Origin of the sequence: Kitasatospora sp. NPDC086801, assembly GCF_044745805.1 — a bacterium.
GTDB lineage: Bacteria > Actinomycetota > Actinomycetes > Streptomycetales > Streptomycetaceae > Kitasatospora.
Map to the genome: position 1 here is coordinate 1 of NZ_JBIVAX010000088.1, position 5,193 is coordinate 5,193.

The window sequence follows — 5,193 nt, forward strand, 5'->3', positions numbered from 1 at the left end:
GGAGTCCCGGTGGACTGGCCTGCCTACTTCGCCGGCAGCCACGCCCGACACACCGACCTGCCCACCTACGCCTTCCAACGTCGTCGCTACTGGCTGGACACCACAGCCGTTCCCCAGGAGAACACTGGCGAGCCCGTCGACGCCGAGTTCTGGGCCGCGGTTGAGCAGGAGGATCTGGCCGACCTCGCCAGGCGGCTCCGGGTGGACGTGACGACGCTGGACGGCGTAGTCCCGGCGATGGCGGCGTGGCGGCGACGCACGCGTGAGCACGCGTTGGCGGACTCCTTGCGCTACCGCATCGCCTGGCGTTCCGTGTCGACTTCGAAGGCCACGGGGCCCGGTGGTCTCTGGGTGATTGCGGTTCCGGCGAGTGATACCGCCGGTGACATGGCCGCCGAGGTTGCCAACGGGCTCCGCGAGTACGGAGCCGAGGTCGTGCTACTGGAGCTCTCCGGCGCCGACCGTAAAGCCTTCGCCGAGCGGCTGCACGACGCCCTGCCAGGCCGTACAGCTGACGGCGTGCTCTCCCTGCTCGCCCTCGACGACGAACCGGAGCCACGACACCCGGCCGTGACCCGGGGGAGTGCGACAACCCTCGCGCTCGTGCAGGCCTTGGCCGATCTCGATTCGACTGCGCGGCTGTGGTGTGTCACGGCCGAGGCGGTCGCTGTCGACCGGGGTGAGCACGTCCGGCACCCGTTTCAGGCGTCACTGTGGGGATTCGGGCTCAGCATCTCCCTGGAGTCGCCGAGCACCTGGGGCGGCATGGTCGATCTGCCCGCTCGGCCCGGTGAGCAGGAGATCCGGTTGCTGTGCGCTGTGCTGTCCGAAACGGGCGGTGAGGACGCGGTCGCTGTGCGGTCACGGGGACTGTTCGCCAGGCGCTTGGTGCGAGCGGCAGCGGGTGACACACCCGAGGCCGTGTGGCGGCCGAGGGGCACTGTGCTCGTCACAGGCGGCACGGGTGGGCTCGGCGTGCACGTCGCCCGGTGGCTGGCAGCTGGTGGAGCGGCGCACGTGGTGCTCACCAGCCGCCGGGGGCCGGCCGCTGAGGGCATGGCCGAACTGGCCAAGGAACTGGAGGCGCTCGGTACCCGCGTGACGATAGCTGCTTGCGACGTCACCGACCGGACTGCGGTACGGAGGCTGGTGGATGCGCTGGGCGACGACCTCACATCGGTGGTGCACGCGGCTGGAGTGATGCAGAATCTGACCCCGGCCAGCGACCTCACACTCGCGGAATTCGCCCGGATCGGGGATGCCAAGATCACCGGTGCGATCAACCTGGACGTCGTGCTCGGTGACCGGCCACTCGATGCCTTCGTGGTGTTCTCCTCCGGGGCCAGTGTGTGGGGCGGGGCCGGGCAGTCCGCCTATGGCCGGGCCAACGCGTTCCTCGACGCCTTGTGCGCGGCGCGCCGGGCACGGGGCGCGGCTGCGACGTCGATTGCCTGGAGTTCCTGGCGCAGCGGCATGGTCGACGAGGAACTGGAGGCGCTTGCCCGTCGGGTCGGGGCACCGGCGATGGAGCCGGAGATGGCCATCCTCGCCCTGCAGCACGCGCTCGACCGCGGTGACGAACAGTTGGTGGTCGCAGACTTCGACTGGCCACGGTTCGTCCCCACCTATACCTTTGCCCGTCCGCGTCCTCTGCTGGATGCGCTCCCTGAGGTGCGGGCGCTCCTCGATGCAGCCGAAGAGCCCGATCGGTCAGCCGAACCCGAACTGGTGCAGTCGTTGGCCGGGATGTCCGAGTCAGAGCAGCGCCACCTGTTGCTGCGGACCGTCCTGAAGCACGTCGCGGCGGTGCTGGGCTACGACGACGTTTCCGAAATCGACAGGACGCGGCCGTTTGAAGACCTCGGCTTCGATTCCGTCGCCGCAGTCGAGCTGCGTACGAGGCTGAGTACGGCAACGGGGCATCGGCTTCCAGCCACGATGGTCTTCGACCATGCCAATCCCACGGCACTGGCCGAGTTTCTCCGCTCGGAACTCGGCGGGGGAAGGGAGCAGATGGTGCCGCCGATCCTCGTTCAGCTGGAACGGCTCGAGCAGACGGCGTCGAGCCTGAGTCCTGACGAGATCGGGCGCACTCGAATCGTCGCGCGGCTGCAACAGCTGTTGGGACGGCTGGGCTCCGACAGCAAACCGGTCGCCGAGCGGCTGGCGGATGCCACTGCGGACGACCTCTTCGACTTCATTGACAACGAACTCGGCATGGCCTGAGACGGCAGAGCCGGCAGCAAGGTAGGGATCTGGTGAGGGCAGGCATGGCGAACGACGAGAAGCTCGTGGAATACCTGAAGCGGGTCACGGCTGACCTGCACCAGACTCGGCGTCGACTGCAGGAGGTCGAGGCCCAGGCGCCGGAGCCGGTCGCGATCGTCGCGATGGCCTGCCGGTACCCGGGAGGGGTGAACTCGCCCGAGGACCTGTGGCAGCTGGTTGCTGAGGGACGTGACGCGATCTCCCCGTTCCCACAGGACCGGGGTTGGGACGCGTCGGAGCTGGAGGACCCGGACGCGGGCAGCTACGTTCGCCACGGCGGTTTCCTCGACGACGTTGCCGGATTCGACCCGGCATTCTTCGGGATCTCGCCGAAGGAAGCCCTCAGCATGGACCCGCAGCAGCGACTGCTGCTCGAACTCGCCTGGGAGAGCTGCGAGCGGGTCGGCATCGACCCGATCTCACTGCGTGGCGAGCAGGTCGGCGTGTTCACCGGGTCCGGCTTCCAGGACTACGTGCATCTTCTCGACGCCGTTCCGGAGGCAGCTGAGGCGTACCGGACCACGGCGACCGCTGCCGCGGTGATCGCCGGCCGGATCTCCTACACGTTCGGATTCAAGGGCCCGGCCATGACCGTGGACACCGCGTGCTCGTCGTCTCTGACGGCCCTGCACCTGGCGGCGCAGGCACTGCGGCAGCGTGAGTGTGCGCTGGCTTTGACCGGCGGTGTGATGGTGATGTCCACGCCGCGGGCGTTCATCGGGTTCAGCAAGCAGCGCGGTCTGGCTTCGGACGGGCGGTGCAAGTCCTTCTCGGATAGCGCCGACGGCACGGGTTGGGCCGAGGGCGCGGGGCTGCTGCTGCTCGAACGGCTCTCAGACGCCCGCCGCAACGGTCACCCCGTGCTGGCAGTCATAGCCGGATCGGCGGTGAACCAGGATGGGGCGTCGAACGGGTTGACCGCACCAAACGGTCCGTCCCAGCGGCAGGTCATCCTGGACGCGCTGGCCGCAGGGGGGCTGTCGACGACTCAAGTGGACGTAGTAGAGGGCCACGGCACCGGCACGACGTTGGGTGATCCGATCGAGGCGCAGGCGTTGCTGGCGACTTATGGTCAGGAGCGCTCTGATGACCGGCCGTTGTGGCTGGGGTCGTTGAAGTCGAACATCGGCCACACGCAGGCGGCGGCGGGTGTCGGTGGGATCATCAAGATGGTCATGGCGATGCGGCACGGCGTGCTGCCCAAGACATTGCACGTGACCACGCCGTCGTCCCACGTGGATTGGTCCACCGGTGCCGTCAGCCTGCTGACCGAGGCCCAGGAATGGCCTGAGCGGGAACAGCCGCGCCGGGCGGGGATCTCATCGTTCGGGGTCAGTGGTACGAACGCGCACGTCATCATCGAGCAGGCCAGTGCTGAGCAGGTCACGGCGGACCAGGGCAGTGAGCCGGACAAGCCGGTGCGTCGGGCGCACCCGGTGCCGCTCGCGGTGTCCGGGCACACCCCGCAGGCCCTGCGGGCGCAGGCCAGTAACCTCCTCGCCAGCCTGGCCGGACGGTCCGATGTCGACCTGCCCGACCTCGGCTTCTCCCTGGTGTCCTCGCGGGCGTCTCTGGAGCATCGTGCGGTGGTCCTGGCGGAGGATTTGGAGTCCGCCCTCGATGGGTTGCGTGCGGTGGCGGCGGCGGAGCCGGCGTCGGGTGTGGTCGCGGGTGTGGCCCGGTCGGGGGGTCGGACGGGGTTGGTGTTCACCGGGCAGGGTGTGCAGCGGTTGGGTATGGGTGCTGAGTTGGCGCGGGTGTTTCCGGTGTTCGGTGCGGCGTTGGATGAGGTGTGTGGGGAGTTGGATCGGCATTTGGAGGTGCCGGTGCGTGGGGTGGTGTTCGGTGGTGATGCGGGGTTGCTGGATGAGACGGGGTATGCGCAGCCGGCGTTGTTCGCGGTTGAGGTGGCGTTGTTTCGTTTGTTGGAGTCGTGGGGGGTGCGGCCGGATTTTGTTGCGGGGCATTCGGTTGGGGAGTTGGCTGCGGCGTATGTGGCCGGGGTGTTCTCGTTGGCTGATGCTGCGCGGTTGGTGGTGGCGCGGGGTCGGTTGATGCAGGGGTTGCCGTTGGGTGGGGCGATGGTGGCGGTGGCTGCTTCGGAGGCTGTGGTTGCCGCGGTGTTGGTTGATGGTGTGGGTATTGCGGCGGTGAATGGTCCGGAGTCGGTGGTGATTTCGGGGGTTGAGCGGGCTGTGCTGGATGTGGTGGGGGTGTTGGCGGGGGAGGGTTATCGGACGCGGCGGTTGCGTGTGTCGCATGCGTTTCATTCGGTGTTGATGGAGCCGATGTTGGCTGAGTTTGCGGTGGTGGCGGGTGGGGTGTCGTATGGGGTGCCGCGTGTTCCGTTCGTGTCGACGGTGACTGGTGCGGTGGTGGGTGAGGAGTTGACGGATCCGGGTTACTGGGTGGGTCAGGTGCGGGAGCCGGTGCGGTTCGGTGCGGCGGTGGAGGCGTTGGCGGCTGAGGGTGTGACGCGGTTCGTGGAGGTGGGGCCGGATGCGGTTCTCGCTCCGATGGTCCAGGAGATCCTCGGCACCGGAGCCCGGTGCGTACCAATCCTGCGACGAGACCGCGACGAAGTGTCACAGGCGGTTCATGCGCTCGGCGAGGCCCACACAGTCGGCATCACCGTCGGGTGGACCGATTTCTACCGTGACGCCCGTCGGATCGACTTGCCCACCTATGCCTTCCAACGCGAGCGGTACTGGCTGGAGGGTGCCTCCGGTCTCGGCGACATGACCGCCGCCGGACTGACTGCAGCTGAACACCCTCTGCTGAAGGCCGCCGTGATGCTGGCCGACTCGGATGGTGTGGTGCTTACGGGGCAGCTGTCGGTGGCAGTTCAGCCTTGGTTGGCCGACCATTGTGTCGGCGAGGCGGTGGTGTTTCCCGGTGCCGGTTTGGTGGAGCTGGTGGTGCGTG

At 68.1% G+C, this 5,193-nt stretch carries 2 protein-coding genes; both read left to right on the plus strand.

From position 1 onward, the window contains the following. The coding region (locus ACIPLC_RS38005; protein WP_400477634.1) for an SDR family NAD(P)-dependent oxidoreductase at window positions 1-2,226 on the plus strand (2,226 nt) is incomplete at its 5' end. A gap of 44 nt (window positions 2,227-2,270) precedes the next feature. Beyond that, on the plus strand, window positions 2,271-5,193 hold a 2,923-nt coding region (locus tag ACIPLC_RS38010), incomplete at its 3' end, for a type I polyketide synthase (RefSeq protein WP_400477635.1).